This window comes from Bradyrhizobium sp. USDA 4532 (assembly GCF_024171315.1).
Classification (GTDB): domain Bacteria; phylum Pseudomonadota; class Alphaproteobacteria; order Rhizobiales; family Xanthobacteraceae; genus Bradyrhizobium; species Bradyrhizobium australafricanum.
In genome coordinates this window covers 34,320-51,531 of record NZ_JALJZN010000001.1, presented here as the reverse complement: position 1 = coordinate 51,531, position 17,212 = coordinate 34,320, and the positions used below count along the sequence as shown (strand labels likewise).

Here is a 17,212-nt window from a genome sequence, read left to right as displayed (position 1 = left end):
CCTGCTTTTGCGTCGGAATGAAGCCTCGTCCGCGTCGGTAGAGGTTTCTCGCTCGGACCTCCCTCCCCTATTGAGCAAGCCGGCGTTCGCGGGCTCGGCGGCGCATCCGTCCACGGATCGCGACCTTAACGTTAAACCGAAAAACGATGAGCGCGCCCGGCGTGGCAGTCTCTGAGATATTTCATTCTCTCTTCGTCAAAAGCCAATTTCAAAGTTCAGCGATTTGAATCGATGATCCTGGAATTCGGTATCGTGACCACGATCGTGGGATCTATGCTCGCCTTGTATGCAAGCCGGCGTCGTTCGATCATCCTGGAGGCGTGCGCAGGCGTGCTGCTGATTGCTGGCCTTAGCTGCCTTGGCGCGGGGCTCCCGCGTGTTTGACCGCTTCGCAGACTGGAGCGCGCCGCGCTCAAACCGTCTGATATGCCTTCGTGGCCTGGGCCCGAGCGCTAGATGCTCTGGGAATTGCGATGGAGCTATTTCTTTGACGCAGGACCATATTTCGCAATCCGAACAACTGGCGAGCGTCGCAGCTCTGACGCCGAAGGCGGTTATCTTCAAAAGAGGATTTCCGCTGTCCGGTTCGGTTAGGATCGCGGTGTCACTCGATGGCTGCGAGGCGGATACCTTCGACGAGAAGCACATAACCGTCAGGCCGCATCCACGGTCGCTTTTCCGGCCAACGCTCAAGCTGCTCCAGCGACTGGGCGCGCCTCGTCAAACGCCCAGGATAAGCGGCGCGGCAATGGATTGGAAGGTAACTACATAACCCGGATGCAGGCGAGCAACTTGGCGCATTGCCTGCAGCGCAGGCCCGTGGAAGGAACTGCAAGAGCCCACGCCAGATCAACCAAGGCCACATCAGCAGATCGTGCGGGCTGGCACGGATCGCCTGCTACAATCTTTCGAGTGCTCTCTCGATATCCGCCGCCCCTCAGCAACCTCTATTACTTTCCGCGCGTGGAACAAAAACATCGGCAGGAGAAACGGGCCTCAGCGAGGATACCGAGCTTGCCGCTTTCCCCGGATTCCTACGGACGCGTTAACCACTTGCTGTTCGCAGCCTAAGCAACTCGTTAACAGGGAGGTGCGATTATGCGGTCTTTGAGCGGAGAAATAGTGAAATGCCCAAGGGCATGGTCAAGCTGTTTAAGGAAGACAAAGGCTTCGGATTCATAAAGCCGGATACCGGTGGGGAAGATATCTTCTTCCATGTCACGTCCCTTCTGCCTGGAGTAACACCTAGGCCAGGTGATCGTGTTACTTTCGAACTCGGGGTTGATCGAAGAACCGGACGTAGCCGGGCCGACAAGGTTATGATGGGCTAAGACCCTCACTCCAATGCGAACAACCGATCTGCGCAAAAATCGAAAGTCTCTACCAAAACTTGCCGTACCCATTTCACGACTCGGGGATGCGCACCCTTCTCTCCCATGAGTGCGCATGGGCAGCCCCGCCCGCACAAGACATTGATTTCATTTCGGATAACACGCCCTAAAAACGCAAAATTTGGCAGTTCGGACCACATCAAGCTGACGATCGGCTGTCCTCCGAACGCGGAATGAGGCCGCGCCAGCGAAGTCGCGCGGTGAGCCCGTCAAGAGGGACGGGTTTGAAGTTCGGTCACTCAGCGTCGCTCGAATCGTGACTGATCACGAGTTCATAACCCGGCAGGGTCTGCCGGCTGACGACATGGCGCAGGTCGTACGCAAACTGTTTGAGCAGCGAGAGCAGCCATTCTTCGTCGGCGACTGCTATTCTTGGCGGCTGGGTGGACCGGTCGTGGCCGAGACATTTCCGCAGTTCGCGCAGAAGCCGGTCGAGGTGAGGCAGAGTTCGTGAGCCGCTAGCGCTCGCGCCAGGCGCGCATCAGCTGATCGGAGAACGGCTTGAAGAGGTAAGACATCACTGTGCGCTGCCCGGTCTGAATAAAGGCTTCGACTGGCATGCCCGCGATCAGCTTCACGTCGCCGAGGCGGGCCATCTCCGCCTCCGTCACCGCAATGCGGGTGACATAGAAGCTGGTTCCAGTCTTTTGGTCGTTCGTGACATCAGCGGACACGTGGTTCACTTCACCGTTGAGCTGCGGCGTGGTCCGCTGGTTGAAGGCGGTGAAGCGCAGCAGCACCGGCTGGCCGACCGATACGCGATCGATCTCATGCGGGGCGATGCGCACTTCGACGACCAGCAGGTCGTGGGCGGGGACGATCAGCATGATCGGCTCGCCGGCGGTGACGACGCCGCCTATCGTGTGCAGCGCGAGCTGCTGCACGGTGCCGTCCTGCGGCGCCCGGATATCGATGCGCTTGAGCTGATCCTCGGCGGCCACCCGCTTCTCGACCAGCTCCGAGGTCTTCGCGCGAATCTCGGCAAGCTCCTTTCCCACCTCGGTGCGGAGATCCTGATCGACCTGAATGATTTGCAGCGCGGTCTCGGTGATCCGGCCCCTCGCTTCGGCGATGGAGGCGACCAGAGCGCCGCGTTCGCCGTGCAGGCGCACCGCATCGCGCTCAAGTGTGGTCACGCGCGTGATCTGGACCAGGTTCTTGCGCCACAGATCGCGCACGCCGACGAGCTCCTGGTCGACAAACCTCGTCTCGCCGTCTTTCGCGGCGATCTGCTCTTCCAAACCACCGATCTGCTCTCGCAATTGGCCGATGCGCTCGTTGAGCTGGGCCTTCTTGCCTGCTCGGGCGGTGCCGCGCAGCTCGAACAGCTTGTGCTCGCCGACGAGCACGCGCGCCACGTCCGTGTCGGAGATACGCGCGATAAGGTCCGCCGGAAAGTCGACGCGCTTTTGGTCGTCGCGCTCCGCCTCGAGCCGGGCCTGGCGCGCCGCTAGCTCGTCGAGGCTCTTGAGAATGACCAGAAGGTTGGCCCGCGTCACCGTCTCGTCGAGGCGAAGCAGCACGTCTCCAGCCTTCACCCTCGAGCCCTCTCGGACATTGAGTTCGCCCACCACGCCGCCGGTCGGGTGCTGCACCTTCTTGCTGTAGCTGTCGACCACCAGCGTACCTGCGCCGATGACGGCGCCCGCGAGTTCCGTCGTGGCGGCCCAGCCGCCGACGGCGCCGGCGAGAAGGATGACACCCACCAGTCCCGCGCCGAGGTGGCGGCGGATCGAGAGCGGCACGACGTTGACCGGCTCGCGGTTCATGGGCTCGTTCATGGGCTCGCTCCCTCGCTCACGACCTTGAGCGGTACCGGAGCCGGCCGCGGCTGCATCATCTTGGCCAGCAGCGCATCCTTCGGCCCGAGCGCCTGCACACGTCCCTGCGACATCACCATCAACTGGTCGACGCCGGAAAGCGCGCTGGTTCGGTGCGCGACGACGATGACAATGCCGCCGCGTGCGCGCACGCCCATGATGGCTTGCGTCAGGGCCTGGTCGCCCTCCATGTCCAGGTTGGAGTTGGGCTCATCGAGAACCACCAGGAACGGATCGCGGTATAGCGCACGGGCGAGCGCGATGCGCTGGCGCTGCCCGGCCGAGAGCGCCGCTCCAGCCTCGCCGATCTGCGTGTCGTAGCCATCAGGCAGTTGCAGGATTGTTTCATGCACACCGGCCGCTGTCGCGGCGGCGATGGTCGCCGGCACGTCGGGTTCGGGATCAAATCGGGCGATGTTCTGGGCCACCGTGCCGGCGAACAGCTCGACATCCTGTGGCAGATAGCCGATGTGCCTGCCGAGTGCTTCCGAATTCCATTGTTCGAGGGCGGCACCGTCGAGCCGCACCTTGCCGGTTGCCGGTGTCCACACACCGACGATGGCGCGCACCAGCGATGATTTACCCGACGCACTCGGGCCGACAATCCCTAGCCCTTGTCCGGGCTTTAGCGTGAAGGAAACCTCGAGCACCACCGCGCGCCGATCGCCCGGCGGCGGCACGGAGATGGTCTCGACCGCGAGGCCCTTGCACGGCGGCGGCAGCGGAGTCTTCTCCGACTCGTCCGGGAGCTGCGCCCAGTATTGCTGCAGACGTTTCCAGCTCTGCCGGGCGGCGACCAGGCTTTTCCAGTGCGCGATGGCGAGCTCGACCGGAGCGAGCGCGCGCGACGTGAGGATGGCGCCGGCAATGATGATCCCGCCACTCGCCTCCTGTCGGATGACCAGATAGCCACCGACGCCGAGCACCGCCGATTGCAAGGCCATGCGCAGCACCTTGGAGGCGGAGCCGAAGCCGCCGGCGATGTCGGCGGCGCGCCTCTGGCTGGCCATGTAACCGTCGTTGGCCGCCGCCCAACGCGCGGCGAGGCGCCCACGCATGCCCATGGCGTGCAACACCTCGGCATTGCGGCGGCTGGCCTCGGCCAGGGCATTGCGCTGTGCTACCCGCCCGGTGATGTCCCTGGCATGCGCACGCGTCAGCCGATCGGTGACTAGCGTCAGCAAAACGAGCAGCAGCGCGCCGATCAACGCGGTGAGCCCCAGCAGCGGGTGGAACAGGTAACAGATTGTGAGATAGAACGGGATCCACGGCAGGTCGAACAACGCGGTCGGCCCGAGCCCCGAGAGATAGCTGCGGACCTGATCGAGGTCGCGCATCGGCTGCAGCCCGTCGCCGCTGATGCGCGCCCGCAGCGGCCAGCGGGCAACAATGTCATAAGCCCGCTCCGAGAATGCGCGATCGAGCCAGTCGCCGATGCGGATCAGGATGCGCCCGCGCAAGATGTCAAGGAATGCATGGAAGAGGTAGAGGCCGCAGGCCAGGACGACGAGGCCGACGAGCGTCGGCACGCTGTGGCTCGGCACCACGCGGTCATAGACTTCCAGCATGAAGAACGAACTGGTGAGATATAGCACGTTCAGCATGGCCGTGATCAAGCCGATGCCGATCAGCACGCCGCGGCAGGCCCGGAGCAGCGACGGAAGATCGTGTGCGGTCGGTGACCCGTCGTGATCGCCGGCGGGAGCAGGCCGCGCGCGCCCCCGCCGCCTTCGCGCCAGCCGGAGAAGGATGATTGCCGCCACGATAGGCAGCGCCGCGCGGAGCATGAAATCGCGCGGCCCGTCGAGAGCCGGGCCGAACCAGGCTTGCGCGTTGGCGGCGACTTGAGACCAGCACTCCGAGAGAATGTCCAACACGCGTATCGATTCCTAGGGGCTCTCGACCTCAAGAGACTTTGGCGCGGAGGCGCATCCATGTCGGATGCGTCTCCGCGCGACGGAACTAGGCCAACGGCCAGTGGCTCACGGTCGTCGAGTCCGGGTTGTCCACCAGCACGTTGAAGGTGGCCTTGGCCGTATCGCCATCGGCGTCGGTGTTGACGATCCGGAACTGGATGTCCTGATCGTTCACCGGGGCGGCCACCTGGGTGGTGAAGTTGATGATGCGGACACCCGCATTGGTGTCGACCGGGGTGAAGAAGAACCGGATGTAGCCGGTCGAGAATGTTTCTCCGGCGGCATCGTGATTGCTGCCGGGCACGATAGTATTGCCCAAGTCCGCAACGGTGACGTGGACGTTGCCTTGCTTGAGACCGCTGATGGTTGGGTTCTCGTAGTCGATCAAATCGCCGGCGGAGTTGAACAGCCAATACTCCGCCTTGATGCTGGTGACGTTGCCGATTCCCGCCACGTCGAAGGCCAGGTTCTTGAGGTTGAGGCCGCTGCCTTCATTGAAGAAGAAGCCCTCGTTCATGTTGATCTGCGACGCCTGCCCGTTCTTCACCCCGAAGCCGATATTGTCGGGGTTGAGGTCGTCGGCCGGGTTCGAGGTGCCGAGATCCGCGGTCAGCAACTGGGCCTGGGTTTGCAGTCCGAGGGCACCTGTATCGGCGGCGGGGAACAGCAGTCCGTTGAAGACGATGTTGTGGCCGCCGCTGGTGCTGACATTGAGCGTCTCGACCGGGCTCCCCGACTTGATGGCGCTGAAGTTGAGCGTCTCCGGCGGGTTGGCGAGCGTCTGCAGCACCGTGAAGGTGTAACCTGTGTCGGATACGCTCAGCTGGTAGACACCGTTGCCGCCGGAATCCTTGTAGGTCAGGACTGTATGATCAGTGTTGTATGACTGCGTGAGCCCGGTGATGGCAGCGGCGGCATCGATCGTGACCTTGGCCCCGTCGGCGCCGTCGGGTGACGTGAACGAGTCCGATCCCGAGGAGCCGGCAGTGAAGCCGACGGCCGGATGCTGGGCGTCCTGCCCGGAGAGGCTCTGCACCCCGCTGAGGCTTGGACCATCGTCGAGCAGCTGGAACTTGTTTCCGATGTTGGCCGCCGCGGCGGCGCTCGTGTCACCGTCTTTGTCGGTGGCAGTGGCCGAGAGCGTGATCAGGTCCGCGGCCATGCTGGCGCTGGCTTCGGAACTGTCGCCGACCGCCCCATCAGTGCTGGTGGTGTCGGCGGTCGCTTCCTTGACGGCCCGAAACTCCGAGAACGTGACGGTTCCTGCCGAATCGACGTGAACACCGAAAACGAGATCACCACCTGAGCTCGTCTTGCCGATAACGTCCCCGGTGACGATGTTGTGGCTGGGGTCGTTGGCACTCGCAATACTGAGCAGAACAGCCTGTCCCGACACGGAATCGACCAGCCCGGAATCGACGTTGGCGGACTTGACGCCGAGCGTGTAGCCGCCGACGGCTCCAGCCCCGTCGGCGCCGTAATTGGGTGTGAACAGGCCGCTGAAGCTGCCGGACGTGGTGGTGTTCGCTGCATTGGGGGCGGAGCCGGCCGCGAGATAACTCTCGTCGAGTTGCAACGCCGTGGCCGTGCCGTTCGCCAGCAGGGTCGGACCGTCGTCCTCGAACAACAGGTTGCCGCCGACGCCGGTATGCGCAGTGTCGCTCGTCGAGTTCGAGACGCTGAACGCGAAATTGCCGGCGTCGAAGCTGACATTGGATCCGCTGCCGCTGGTCGGCTGGGCATTGCCGACCACGAAGCGATCCATGTGGCTGGATTGTGCGACCTGGAAGTCGACGGTGTAGTTCTTTTTCAGGCCATCGATGAAGTACGATCCGTCGCCCGCGGCCGTAACGGTGATGCCTGTCGTGACCAACTGTGTCTTCGCGAGGTCGGAATACACCTTGATCGTGTTGCCGAGGATCGGGACCAGCGTCTGGTCGTTGCCGGCCAAGCCGCTGCTGCCGATGCTGGTGGTCGAGACAAGATTGCCAGCCTGAAGATCACTCGTTTCGTTGAAGGCATATATGTGCACTTTGACGGTGGTGTTCGCGTTCCCGGGGTTCACCTGGGTCAACGAAAAGCTCGCCTCCGTCACCGAGGCCACATGCGTGCTGTAGCTGAGCTTCGTCAGATCATGCACGTCTGGATTTGTCAGGGGGAAGTCGGGGTAGTTCACGTGATTGACGACATCGACGCGCACCGCCTCTCCGGGGTTCAGCGCCTGCGAATTGTTGCCGAGGCCCTGTGTGCTGACGGTCACTTTCGAGCCCGGCGCCAAGCCGGTGATGAGCATGTCGGGATCGCTGGTGTCCGCCCCGGCGGTCGCGGTCTGCTCGATGGCCGACCAGTCGTCAGATCCGGACGGCACGTGGCTGAAATCGCCGAAGTTGACGGTTGTCGTCGTGGTAAAGAAGGCCTTCACATCGACGAGGCCGGAAAGGTTAAGCGTATCGGCGTCGTCGATCCCGCTGGTGTTGGTGTGCTTCAGCGCCTCGTACTGGATGGTCCAGACGTTGCCGCCTGTCACGTTGCCGGAGGTGATGGTCTCGTCCAGCACGATAGCGAAGGCGACGGTGCCTGTGGAACTGGCTTGCCAGGTCTGGCCACCGTCCGACGTTGTGCCCTCGCGCCCGAGCAGGATGTGGCTGTTGGAATCGGTGTAGAGGAAGATCTGCGCGCCGTCGCCGGTGGCGAAAATCTGGGTCGGCGTGCCGTTGGTGATCGTCCCCCCCGTGGAGTTCGAGAATTGCAGGTCGGTGACGGTGGTCGTGCCGAGCTGGATGAAATCGGTGCCGGCACTGCCGATCGTCCGCGCCGCAGCTTGCGGAAACACCACGCTCGTATCACCCGACTCTTCGCCGGTGGAGCCAGCCACAATGCCCAGACTGGTCTTGAGAGCCGCGCTCATGTTCGCAAGCAGGAAAGACCAGGCAACTTCGTTGTCGGGCCCCGCCTGAACACCCGTGTCATTGTCAGTGCCGCTGGTCTGCAAGCTCGCGGCTTCGTCGATGATGAGATTGCCATTGATCGTCAATACTGGTGCCATGATTTCCTCCCTTCGAAAGGCGGCGCTCGTTCGTACCTTCTTCGGAACAGGCGGTCGCCGCCCGGGCTCGCAATCGCCCAACGGTTTCGCTGCAAAACAATGCGCAATCCAAGCGTCAGCTCTTCGGCGATCTGTGGCGCTCGCCGGGAGGGGACGTCAGTTTCTGGAAGTCCGTTAAGATGGGGCGCAGCGGAAGCCTGTCGTTACTTCGCGCACGCCCCTCCGACGCTGCCTGAATAATCAGTCGCGGAGAGAAGTACCTGCAATCGAATGATCGGATGCTTTTGCATGCTATTCTCCCTCGATCTGCTGCAAACTGCTGCGAACGCAAGTGGAGAAGCAAACACCGTCCAACAAATTTCGAGGCCATGCCTCCCAATGGAACTTTGCCAGTAAAGGAGTGAGAAAATTCAAGGTAAAGGGTGAAGAAGCAGTACCACCTATGGGGTAACGCGCATCCCGCACACCTATTTTGATAGGACAATGACAATATCGCCCTTTACGTGTGGACACGGCGGGGATGCTGCCAAGAGCGTGCGGACAAGCCGGCGCGATGATCATGCAAGAAGTGCTCTGGAAGCTGGGCCGGAAGGTCAGCTCCTAACGCTGGACGACTCCTCCACAGGCACGAGAGTGCCAAGGAGTGGGCGCCGTTTGAGGTTCCCACGATTCGGACTAGCAGCCTATGCAGTCAATTTCGACGATCGGTCTGGATATCGCGAAGTCGGTCTTCCAAGTGCACGGCGTTGATGCAGCCGGCCAGGTGGTCATACGCCGACAGTTGAAGCGCCGGCACGTCCTGACATTTTTCCAGAAGCTGCCGCCACGCCTGGTGGGGATCGAGGCTTGCGCATCATTGCATCATTGGTCACGCGAGCTGCGGACGATGGGGCATGCGGTGCGGTTGATGGCTCAGGCCTATGTGAAGCCCTACGTCAAGCGGCAGAGCCTTTCGCTCGATCCGGGACCGGGTAGTAAGACGGCATGTGATCGAAGCCGTCGAGGCGATGGCGGATCGCCGCGAGGCTCCCGACGACAATGCCGACACGGTGAACATCGCGGACAACCAAGATCGAGCCACCATCCGGCCAGAACACGGCCATGAAGGCGAACAATGATCGCGATGTCAGCAGCGGCGAGGCAGCGCGATCTCGGCCTGGTTGACCCCTATCCCCAAGGTCGAGATCGCACCTTCGTAATGCCAGGATCAGTTGTCGTACCATTCACTGGAATTCCCCGCGTGTTCTTTGCGTCGCTCGAGGGTGGCGGCATGAGTATGTTTCTTGTTTTCGGACATGCCTTCAGCGCGTCCATTGAGCCGAAGATCGTGCATCTTCTGCACGATCGCGAGGCCTTTAAGAAGGCATTCGTGGCTGGGTTTGAGGAGGCAGCTGCTGCCGGATTTGATGCCGTGGATAAATTGCCGGTCGTGCTCGATGACACGCTGATCAGAACAACCTTCCAAGTGCTGGAAGATAAGTTCAATCGATCAAACGACACATCGGAGCGGCGTAAAATCGTCGCCGAAATACTAAATCTGGCAGAGTTGGCAAAATGATCGCCCCTCGACATCGAATTGCGCGCCCTCTTGCTGCCCGAATCGGAGCCGCTCATGGCGCGGCCGGAAACTCACACTTCGGCATGTCCTGACGGCCCGGCCCACCCCAGAGCTACCCCAAGGCCGGGCCGCTTTTTTCTAATTTTCAGCAGGAATATTACAGCGCATTGGGGCGCACGACTTCGCCCACCGATCATATCCCATCTCAAAGCTAATGTTGCCGCGGAGCGCAGCCGACCAACAGTGGTGTCGGGCTGGACCATTTCCGCTATTCACGACTTAGGGAATACGCCAGCGCGGAGCGCAAGTCCCTGATGCTTCTCCGCCAACTCCGAATATCAGGGACCGCGTAGTTTGCGCCGGTTTGCGGGAACGGCTTGGTATGATCCAAACGATTTAGCAATCTACGGCTTCAGAGCACTGCTCATGCTCTCTCTGCTCGAGGGATGAGTTGGATTTTCCGAGCGACGACTGAGCATTGTTGCTGCGTCCGGCATGACCTTTGTCAGTACCGCTGTTTCTCACACTATCGGCGTCTATCAGGCGGGACCACGGGCCACGGCTGGGACCTTGGTTAGAAAAAACGAGTTGGGCTTCAAGAGGGGTCTAAGAAAAATTCTGGGTTCGATGCAAAAATTTCTGCGTCGGGCGCTTACCAGGCACCTAGAAGAGGGAGCCCCACCACGGTGCGCCCCGAATCCCTATTTTTGAAATGCGTGGGAGCGCTTCAGGCGGCGTCGCGAATCTCCGTGTCTTCGGCGAACGAGCTGGCGTCAGCACACGCGTCTTCTGATGCCTTTGTAGTTAATGACGTTGAACGCAGGCGAGCAGTTTCAAATGCGGAGATATGTCGTGCCGCGCAGTTGGCTCCTGCCGCGGCCATGCTGTTCGCGCCATCAGACAAAGAATGAATGGCGTTAGCATCGTACAGTCAAGCGCCTGAGCCGAAAGTGTGCTTACCGTTCCTTCGAATGTTGTCTGGACTTTTCAGACAGGCTCCTCCTGCCAGCATCGCGGACTGTACCTTTTCAAATGACCGTTGCTCGATTTGGCGGACGCGCTCGCGCGATATTTCGTACTCCAAGGCGAGCGCTTCGAGCTTCGGGGGATCTTCACTCAAATAGCGTGCTGTGAAGATATGCCTTTCACGGGGGCTTAGCTTCTCAATGGCTGCTGTCAATGCTTGGCGCCGTTGAGCCAGTTCCTGGTGCTCGGCCAACGTCACGTCATGAGTAGGCGACGGATCTACCAGTCGTTCGAGGGCATCGCCGACGTCGCCGGCATCGTTGTGTCGTAAATTCAGGGACAGGTCGCCACGCAGGCGGCGGTCCATATTCACGACTTCACGTTCGGGTACCTTGAGGTGAGTGGCGATCGTCTTGACCTGTTCTGGCCTCAGATCCCCGTCCTCCAAGGCGGCGATCGCACTCTTCGATTGCCTCAGTTTGAAGAATAACTTCTTCTGGGCAGCGTCCGCCGTGATCTTCACCAGCGACCAGGAGCGAAGAACAAAATCCTGGATCGTTGCCTTGATCCACCACATGGCATAGGTGGAAAGGCGGATGCCCCGCTCCGGATCGAATCGCCGCACGGCCTGCATCAGGCCGACATTGCCCTCGGAAATGATATCGGCAATGGGTAAGCCATAACCTCGATATCGCATGGCGATTTTCGCAACCAGACGCAGGTGGCTTGTCACCAGGCGATAAGCCGCTTCACGATCGCCGTGGTTTCGCCATCGCCGACCAAGGGTGGTCTCTTCCTCCTGAGTGAGAATCGGAAATTGTCTAATTTCCGTTAAATACTTCGTCAGCCCGGTGCCGAGCGACGGCAATTTCTGAGAGACAGTTTGAGACATTTCCCCCTCGCAGCGCTCAACAAAGTCCCGCCTCTGCCGCGCTCGTCAGAGTCGCGGCAGAGCAACAAAAGCATCGGTCTACAGGGCGGGACTATCGTCCGCCTCATGGCTGCCAAAACGTCGGCCTTTTCGGTTGGACCCATCGGTCCTTCGATCCGAATCGGACTCCAGAAGGCACAGGGCATCCACGATGTCGTCGAAGCTCACGGCTCCATCGATTGTCTGGTTCAATTCTGGATCGTCTTTCACGGCGCAAGCATCCGCGGCCCAAAGCGATAGAATGGCCCGTTTCTCGTACGATGTGAGGTCGAAATCTTCGACAACGTCCATTGGATGAGCGAACGCCTCGGCTGGATGCAGCAGCCCGGCCATCTCCAGGTTCGTTGTTCGTCGGCGATCCGTCTGCAGCGAGAGGCGATCGGGAAACGTCTCGTGCAAAAGAGCCTCCACGGAACGCTGCTCTTCGCTCATCCGGCGTGCGATATACGCTCGCTCCAGGTCCGACAGCCGCGTCTCGAGGAGCCTGCGGTAGCGCCGAATATTGGCGCAATGGGCACGCAGGCGTTCAAGATTTCCCTCGATCATCATTCGTCCCCTTCCGGCTCAGGCGGCCAAGGCACGCTCGGTTGAGCGCAACCGACAAGGCTTTCCACCCGGAGGATTCCGGGGTCCGCCGTCGAGTTCGCACAGGGCCTCGAGGATTTCGTCGATCGATACGGGCATCTTCAGTCCGGCGGGCGAGCGGAGCGACGGGCATGATGTTATCGCCGATGCGTCGGACGCCCAGGATGCCAGAATTGCCCGCTTCTCGGCCGTCGTCAGGCCGGCGTGGCACACGACATCCCTGGGATGTTCGAAAGCGGTGCCGGGATGCAGGAGCGCGTTGAAGTCAAACACGTTGTCGTCAGCGGTCGTCGGCCGCATGGTATCCTCCTTTGCATTGACGACGAGCGGCAGCCGCGCGAAGCCTCGCGCGGCGCCGGTCGGAGCCTGCTTAGGCTGCCTTGGCTTCCAATTTCTGGACATTGTCGGCCGATACGCCGTTGATTGCGATACGGCGCGGCTTCATGGCTTCCGGAATTTCCCGGACCAGCTCGATCTTGAGTAAGCCGTTGTCGAATGCGGCGCTCTTGACCTGAACGTAATCCGCCAGGTTGAACTGCCGCTTGAAGCTGCGGGTGGAGATGCCGCGATAGAGAAAATCGCGCTCAGCCTTCTCCGACTTGCTGCCCTCAATGGTGATCACGTTCTGTTCGGCCGTGATCGCGATCTCGTTGGGCGCAAAACCTGCAACCGCCAACGAAATCTGGTAGCGGTCCTCAGACAGCCGTTCGATATTGTAGGGCGGATAGTTGTCCTCGCCGGCCCGCTGGGCCATTTCCGCGAGGTCAAAAAGGCGGTCGAAGCCAATGGTCGAACGCCAAAGGGGCGAGAAATCATAAGTGCGCATAGCCAAATCCTCCAAAGAGCAAGATGGTTACGAGCGGCACCGGACACGACCGGTGCCCGTCTCAACGGCCGGACCCCTGAGGCGCCCGGACACCACCGTTCGGTGGCGACAAAAAAATTAGCAAAGTCGTTTTTGGTTTCAAGAGGGGGCCAAAAATTTTTTAGGGCTTTTGGTCCCCAGTAACCTGACCTGACGTCCGTTTCGTTAACAAGCGAGTTATGCACCCGGGCCCGCAATTCGGACAGCGCGGTTGAGGCGCAGGTTCGCCGTCCTCGAGCGCCAGGGAAGCTGCGTGACCCATAGACGGGCCGCGCGTGGAGCATTAGCTCACTTGGGGTGCAGTCCCTTCCAGGTCGGACGGAAGACGAAGGACGTTGGGTTCATTGCTGTCTGGCAACAGCAGCGTGTCCATCTTGAACAGCGGCGGGCTCGGTTTCCAGCTCATCCACTGCATCGAATCCAGATAGGGGATGGGCGGAAGCGGCAGAGGGTGGTTCGCGCGCTCGGGGATCCGCCTTGGGGGACCGTCCAGGCCCCAGGCACCCGCCGGGAGCAGCATTGCCGCATAAGCGAACGCGCCCGCAATCATCATTCGGGCCCGGCGGGCTGAAGTCTCAGCACGAGCGGAAAGGGTATCATTTCCTGTCATCTCATCCTCCTAATTTCGGCAAGCCGATCCAAGCGATGGTGAGAAGGCTGAGGGCGAACATGAGCCAATGCATTACAGCCGCCCCGCCGTTGGGTGGTGGAGATTGCATGCGCCTGCTCATCTGAAGCTCCTTGGTGCTACCGTTGCTTTCTCGTGGTGGATCGGATGAGCCCGGCCGTCGCCGACCGGGCTCAGGGTTGATCAGAAGTCCATGGACGGCGCGGCAGGCGCCGTCTCCGCCTTCTTCGGCTTGTCGGCCACCAGGGCCTCCGTCGTGATGAGCAAGGCGGCGACTGAAGCCGCGTCCTGCAGCGCGGTGCGGACGACCTTGGCAGGATCGATCACGCCCGCTTTGACCATGTCCTGGTACTCTCCCGTGGCTGCGTTGAAGCCCCAATTGTAGTCGGCGTTCTCGAGCAGCTTGCCGACGACGAGCGAGCCGTCTTCACCGGCGTTCTGGACGATCTGCCGGGCAGGAACCTGGATGGCGCGACGCACGATATCGATGCCGGCCTTCTGATCTGCATTAGAAGCTTTGAGACCATCGAGCGCCTTCAACGCGCGCAGGAGCGCCACGCCGCCTCCGGGCAGGATACCCTCCTCGACCGCGGCGCGCGTTGCGTGCATTGCATCGTCGACGCGATCCTTTTTCTCCTTGACTTCGACCTCGGTGGCACCGCCGACGCGGATCACGGCGACGCCGCCAGCGAGTTTCGCCAAACGCTCCTGGAGTTTCTCGCGATCGTAGTCGGAGGTAGTCTCCTCGATCTGCGCCTTGATCTGGGTGACGCGGGCCTCGATGTCCTTCTTGGCCCCTGCGCCGTTGACGATGGTCGTGTTCTCCTTGTCGATGACGACCTTCGTGGCGCGCCCGAGCATGTTGAGGGTTACGTTCTCGAGCTTGATTCCGAGATCCTCCGATATCGCCGTTCCGCCGCTGAGGATCGCAATGTCCTCGAGCATGGCCTTGCGGCGGTCGCCGAACCCGGGCGCCTTGACGGCTGCCACTTTCAAGCCACCGCGGAGCCGATTGACGACAAGAGTCGCGAGTGCTTCGCCCTCGACGTCCTCGGCGACGATGAGCAGTGGCTTGCCCGACTGCACCACCGCCTCCAGTAGCGGCAGCATGGTCTGGAGCCCGGAGAGCTTTTTCTCGTGGATCAAGATGTAGGGATCCTCGAGCTCGACCCGCATCTTCTCTGCGTTGGTCACGAAGTAAGGCGAGACATAACCGCGATCGAACTGCATGCCTTCGACCACTTCGAGCTCGGTATCGAGGCTCTTGGCTTCCTCGACGGTGATCACGCCCTCATTGCCGACCTTCTGCATGGCATCGGCAAGGAAACGGCCGATCTCGGTGTCGCCGTTGGCGGAAATGGTGCCGATCTGCGCGATTTCCTCGTTGGAGGTGACCTTCTTGGCATGCACCTGCAGGTCCTTGACGATGACTTCAACCGCTAGATCGATACCGCGCTTGAGGTCCATCGGGTTCATGCCGGCGGCGACCGATTTTGCGCCTTCCTTGACGATGGCTTGGGCTAGCACGGTCGCCGTCGTGGTACCGTCACCGGCGAGGTCGTTTGTCTTCGAGGCGACTTCGCGCACCATCTGTGCGCCCATGTTCTCGAACTTGTCTTCGAGCTCGATTTCCTTGGCAACAGTGACGCCATCCTTGGTGATGCGCGGGGCGCCGAAGGATTTTTCGATGACGACGTTGCGTCCCTTGGGACCAAGCGTCACCTTGACCGCATTGGCGAGCGTATCGACGCCGCGCAGCATCCGCTCGCGGGCCTCAGTTGAGAATTTCACGTCTTTGGCAGCCATATTATCTGCTCCTTTCTCGAATGACTGTCAGCTTCCAGCTTGCTCAAGCGGCCTTCTTGAGCGAGCCGGCTTTGTCGACCACGCCCAGAAGATCGCTTTCCTTCATGATGAGGTAGTCCTGGCCGTCGATTTTCACTTCGGTGCCAGACCACTTGCCGAAAAGCACGCGGTCGCCGGGACCAACGTCGAGCGGCACCAATTGTCCTTGCTCATTCCGACCGCCAGGGCCCGCGGCGACGATTTCGCCTTCCTGCGGTTTCTCCTTTGCGGTGTCGGGAATGATGATGCCGCCAGCGGTCTTTTCTTCGGCATCAATGCGGCGCACGAGCACGCGGTCGTGCAATGGACGGAAATGCATGCACATCCTCCTGATTAGGTCAGCGATGTCAAAAATCCGGGTCCGGAAACCGGCCCCCGGGCGGAAGCGACTTAGGTAACGGACAAAATCCGTTCAAGAGCTTCTACGAAAATTTTGGCGGCTCATCCGAACGATGCACTGAGGGCTCTTGAACAGTCGACTTGAGCCAACCAGTTAATCGCCGCCACCGCCCCGGAGGACGGGGCGATAAACGCGTGTGCTACCGGAGAGAAATGATGCGATACTTGCGTGGGCTTGCGCGACTCGGGCTCAGCTCGACGCTGGCATTAACCCTTTCCGGACCGCCAGTTCTCGCCCAAATTCCAGACGTTAACACCGGCCGCGTGCCAACCCTTGCGCCGTTGGTCAAGGAGGTGACGCCGAGCGTCGTCAACATCTCGGTGCAGGGAAGCGTGCGCGAGGACAATCCGCTGTACCAGGATCCGTTTTTCCGGGAGTTCTTCGACGTTCCGAAGCAGCTGGAGAAGGAAATCAACGCCACCGGATCGGGCGTGATTGTCGACGCCCAGCGCGGCTATGTATTGACGGCAAACCACGTTGTTGCCAACGCGACCGCGGTGCAAATCAGAACCAAGGATGGCCGAAAGTTTGCCGGTCGCGTGGTCGGCCGCGATGCGCCGACCGATATCGCGCTACTACAGGTCAAGGGGCCCGTCGGGTTGAAAGCCATCGCGCTGGGCGACAGCGACGCGCTTCAGGTCGGCGACTTCGTCATTGCGGTGGGCAATCCCTTCGGCCTGGGCCAGACCGTCACGTCAGGCCTTGTCAGCGCGCTCGGGCGCACCGGCCTTGGTAAGCACGGCTATGAAGATTTCATCCAGACTGATGCTGCGATCAACCCCGGCAACTCCGGTGGCGGCTTGATCAATCTGCGCGGCGAACTCGTTGGCATCAACACGGCGATCATCTCTCCGGGAGGCGGCAATGTGGGAATTGGCTTTGCGGTACCCATCAACATGGCCCGCAAGGTGATGGAGCAGCTCGCGCAGACAGGGCGGGTCGAGCGTGGCCGCATCGGCGTTGCGCTGGAGGATCTCGAGGCGCCCGCTGCGGGTGTGACGCAGGGTGCCCGTGTCAAGGAGGTCAGCCCCGGCTCGCCCGCAGAGCGCGCGGGCCTTCGCCGCGGCGACATCATTCTGAAGGCCAACGAAATCCCGATCCGCAGCGCCACGCAAATGCGCAACCTCATCGGGCTGACCGCGGTCGGTCAGCAAGTGCGGCTGACTATTGAGCGAGAGCGCGCCACAGAGAGCGCCACGGTCGAGGTCGCACCGTTGGCCGAGCCCAAGCCGAGAGGGCGCGGGCCGGGGTGACGAATGTC

15 protein-coding genes and 1 pseudogene are annotated in these 17,212 nt (G+C 61.2%); 6 read left to right on the top strand and 10 right to left on the bottom strand.

What is annotated here, in order from left to right; genetic code table 11:
• Positions 1 to 1,127 precede the first annotated feature (1,127 nt).
• Entirely contained in the window at positions 1,128 to 1,331 is a 204-nt protein-coding gene (locus tag J2R76_RS00225) for a cold-shock protein (protein ID WP_038383590.1), read from the top strand.
• 364 nt (positions 1,332 to 1,695) lie between these two features.
• Positions 1,696 to 1,845, top strand: coding sequence for a hypothetical protein (locus tag J2R76_RS00220; RefSeq protein WP_253623542.1), 150 nt, complete (start codon positions 1,696 to 1,698; stop codon positions 1,843 to 1,845).
• 4 nt (positions 1,846 to 1,849) lie between these two features.
• On the opposite strand, the gene J2R76_RS00215 is transcribed toward J2R76_RS00220, so the two are convergent.
• From J2R76_RS00215 to J2R76_RS00205, 3 genes are all read right to left on the bottom strand, one after another.
• Positions 1,850 to 3,160 carry an HlyD family type I secretion periplasmic adaptor subunit gene (locus J2R76_RS00215; protein WP_253609939.1) on the bottom strand — a complete coding sequence of 437 codons (1,311 nt, stop codon included), beginning with the start codon at positions 3,158 to 3,160 and terminating at the stop codon, positions 1,850 to 1,852.
• 8 nt (positions 3,161 to 3,168) lie between these two features.
• A complete protein-coding gene (locus J2R76_RS00210; protein WP_253625968.1) occupies positions 3,169 to 5,085 on the bottom strand; it encodes a type I secretion system permease/ATPase in 1,917 nt (638 codons plus the stop codon).
• Positions 5,086 to 5,173: 88 nt separating this feature from the next.
• The gene (locus J2R76_RS00205) at positions 5,174 to 8,173 is read right to left on the bottom strand and encodes a DUF5801 repeats-in-toxin domain-containing protein (RefSeq protein ID WP_253623541.1); all 3,000 of its coding nucleotides are present in this window, start codon (positions 8,171 to 8,173) and stop codon (positions 5,174 to 5,176) included.
• 685 nt (positions 8,174 to 8,858) lie between these two features.
• On the opposite strand from J2R76_RS00205, the pseudogene J2R76_RS00200 reads away from it, so the two are divergent.
• The 3 genes and pseudogenes from J2R76_RS00200 to J2R76_RS00195 form a co-directional block, all read left to right on the top strand.
• A pseudogene (locus J2R76_RS00200) lies at positions 8,859 to 9,116 on the top strand (IS110 family transposase); the annotation flags it as partial.
• Between the two features lie 43 nt (positions 9,117 to 9,159).
• Complete coding sequence (locus J2R76_RS40550) at positions 9,160 to 9,291, top strand: hypothetical protein (RefSeq protein ID WP_256522273.1); 132 nt, start codon at positions 9,160 to 9,162, stop codon at positions 9,289 to 9,291.
• Positions 9,288 to 9,731 (top strand): hypothetical protein, encoded by a 444-nt coding sequence (locus J2R76_RS00195; RefSeq protein WP_253623540.1) that lies wholly within the window; start codon positions 9,288 to 9,290, stop codon positions 9,729 to 9,731. Before J2R76_RS40550 ends, J2R76_RS00195 begins: the two co-directional genes overlap by 4 nt.
• A gap of 931 nt (positions 9,732 to 10,662) precedes the next feature.
• Here J2R76_RS00195 and rpoH read toward each other — a convergent pair.
• The 7 genes from rpoH to groES form a co-directional block, all read right to left on the bottom strand.
• Positions 10,663 to 11,589, bottom strand: coding sequence for an RNA polymerase sigma factor RpoH (rpoH, locus tag J2R76_RS00190; RefSeq protein WP_076828143.1), 927 nt, complete (start codon positions 11,587 to 11,589; stop codon positions 10,663 to 10,665).
• A gap of 78 nt (positions 11,590 to 11,667) precedes the next feature.
• Positions 11,668 to 12,177 carry a hypothetical protein gene (locus J2R76_RS00185; protein ID WP_200844541.1) on the bottom strand — a complete coding sequence of 170 codons (510 nt, stop codon included), beginning with the start codon at positions 12,175 to 12,177 and terminating at the stop codon, positions 11,668 to 11,670.
• A 15-nt stretch (positions 12,178 to 12,192) separates the two neighbouring features.
• A complete protein-coding gene (locus J2R76_RS00180) occupies positions 12,193 to 12,513 on the bottom strand; it encodes a hypothetical protein (protein ID WP_253623539.1) in 321 nt (106 codons plus the stop codon).
• 70 nt (positions 12,514 to 12,583) lie between these two features.
• Entirely contained in the window at positions 12,584 to 13,039 is a 456-nt protein-coding gene (locus J2R76_RS00175; RefSeq protein ID WP_018272795.1) for an Hsp20 family protein, read from the bottom strand.
• Between the two features lie 322 nt (positions 13,040 to 13,361).
• On the bottom strand, positions 13,362 to 13,688 hold the full coding sequence (locus J2R76_RS00170; RefSeq protein WP_253623538.1) for a hypothetical protein: 327 nt from the start codon (positions 13,686 to 13,688) through the stop codon (positions 13,362 to 13,364).
• Positions 13,689 to 13,889: 201 nt separating this feature from the next.
• Positions 13,890 to 15,512, bottom strand: coding sequence for a chaperonin GroEL (gene groL / locus J2R76_RS00165; protein WP_057018175.1), 1,623 nt, complete (start codon positions 15,510 to 15,512; stop codon positions 13,890 to 13,892).
• A gap of 43 nt (positions 15,513 to 15,555) precedes the next feature.
• A complete protein-coding gene (groES, locus tag J2R76_RS00160) occupies positions 15,556 to 15,870 on the bottom strand; it encodes a co-chaperone GroES (RefSeq protein ID WP_076828150.1) in 315 nt (104 codons plus the stop codon).
• Positions 15,871 to 16,106: 236 nt separating this feature from the next.
• Here groES and J2R76_RS00155 point away from each other — a divergent pair, with 236 nt between their 5' ends.
• Positions 16,107 to 17,204, top strand: coding sequence for a trypsin-like peptidase domain-containing protein (locus J2R76_RS00155; RefSeq protein WP_253625967.1), 1,098 nt, complete (start codon positions 16,107 to 16,109; stop codon positions 17,202 to 17,204).
• The last annotated feature ends 8 nt before the right edge of the window (positions 17,205 to 17,212 follow it).

Bases quoted from the DNA above. Each gene is read 5' to 3' on its own strand.
- J2R76_RS00225 (WP_038383590.1), top strand. From the start codon at position 1,128: ATGCCCAAGGGCATGGTCAAGCTGTTTAAGGAAGACAAAGGCTTCGGA.
- J2R76_RS00220 (WP_253623542.1), top strand. From the start codon at position 1,696: ATGGCGCAGGTCGTACGCAAACTGTTTGAGCAGCGAGAGCAGCCATTC.
- J2R76_RS00215 (WP_253609939.1), bottom strand. From the start codon at position 3,160: ATGAACCGCGAGCCGGTCAACGTCGTGCCGCTCTCGATCCGCCGCCAC.
- J2R76_RS00205 (WP_253623541.1), bottom strand. From the start codon at position 8,173: ATGGCACCAGTATTGACGATCAATGGCAATCTCATCATCGACGAAGCC.
- J2R76_RS00195 (WP_253623540.1), top strand. From the start codon at position 9,288: ATGATCGCGATGTCAGCAGCGGCGAGGCAGCGCGATCTCGGCCTGGTT.
- rpoH (WP_076828143.1), bottom strand. From the start codon at position 11,589: ATGTCTCAAACTGTCTCTCAGAAATTGCCGTCGCTCGGCACCGGGCTG.
- J2R76_RS00185 (WP_200844541.1), bottom strand. From the start codon at position 12,177: ATGATGATCGAGGGAAATCTTGAACGCCTGCGTGCCCATTGCGCCAAT.
- J2R76_RS00180 (WP_253623539.1), bottom strand. From the start codon at position 12,513: ATGCGGCCGACGACCGCTGACGACAACGTGTTTGACTTCAACGCGCTC.
- J2R76_RS00175 (WP_018272795.1), bottom strand. From the start codon at position 13,039: ATGCGCACTTATGATTTCTCGCCCCTTTGGCGTTCGACCATTGGCTTC.
- J2R76_RS00170 (WP_253623538.1), bottom strand. From the start codon at position 13,688: ATGACAGGAAATGATACCCTTTCCGCTCGTGCTGAGACTTCAGCCCGC.
- groL (WP_057018175.1), bottom strand. From the start codon at position 15,512: ATGGCTGCCAAAGACGTGAAATTCTCAACTGAGGCCCGCGAGCGGATG.
- groES (WP_076828150.1), bottom strand. From the start codon at position 15,870: ATGCATTTCCGTCCATTGCACGACCGCGTGCTCGTGCGCCGCATTGAT.
- J2R76_RS00155 (WP_253625967.1), top strand. From the start codon at position 16,107: ATGCGATACTTGCGTGGGCTTGCGCGACTCGGGCTCAGCTCGACGCTG.